Raw genomic sequence first — 600 nt, forward strand, 5'->3', positions numbered from 1 at the left:
TATACTATTGACTTAACACCATTCATATTACCAAGTAATGGTATAGAAACTATTGATAATTTAGCAGATGCTGTGGAACCAACTCCTCCTACTGTTACAGATAATTGTGGAAATACATTAACAGCTCCTGCTCCTACTAAAACAGATACTCCTGATTGTCAAGGTTCAGTTGTTTACACATTTGTATTTACTGATTGTGCTGGAAACACTGCCAATTGGACATATACCTATACTATTGAGTTAGCTCCTTTTACAGTGCCTGCTAATGATGGTTCTACTGTAGAATGTATTGCAGATGCTACACCTCCTACACCACCTACTATTGTAGATGCTAATGGAGATGATGTGATTCCTGTGATGACTGAGAATGCAGACCCTGCATGTGAAGGTGATAAAATTTACACATTCACTTATACAGATTGTGCGGGTAATACTGGAGTTTGGGTATACACCTATACTATTGATGTCGTTACTAACCCTGTGGTACCAACTAATGATGGTTCTACTGTAGAATGTATTGCAGATGCTACGCAACCTACTGCACCTGTAGTTACAGATGTATGTGGTAATGCTATTACGCCTGTAATTACTGAAAATACT

Annotated in this window: 1 protein-coding gene; it reads left to right on the plus strand. The window is 38.0% G+C overall.

Going from position 1 to position 600, the window contains the following annotated elements; translation table 11 throughout:
- Positions 1 to 600, plus strand: a 600-nt coding sequence (locus DIS18_RS14995) for an HYR-like domain-containing protein (RefSeq protein ID WP_483860584.1), incomplete at both ends; no start/stop codon positions are given.

It is taken from the genome of Algibacter marinivivus, from assembly GCF_003143755.1.
Taxonomy (GTDB): domain Bacteria; phylum Bacteroidota; class Bacteroidia; order Flavobacteriales; family Flavobacteriaceae; genus Algibacter_B; species Algibacter_B marinivivus.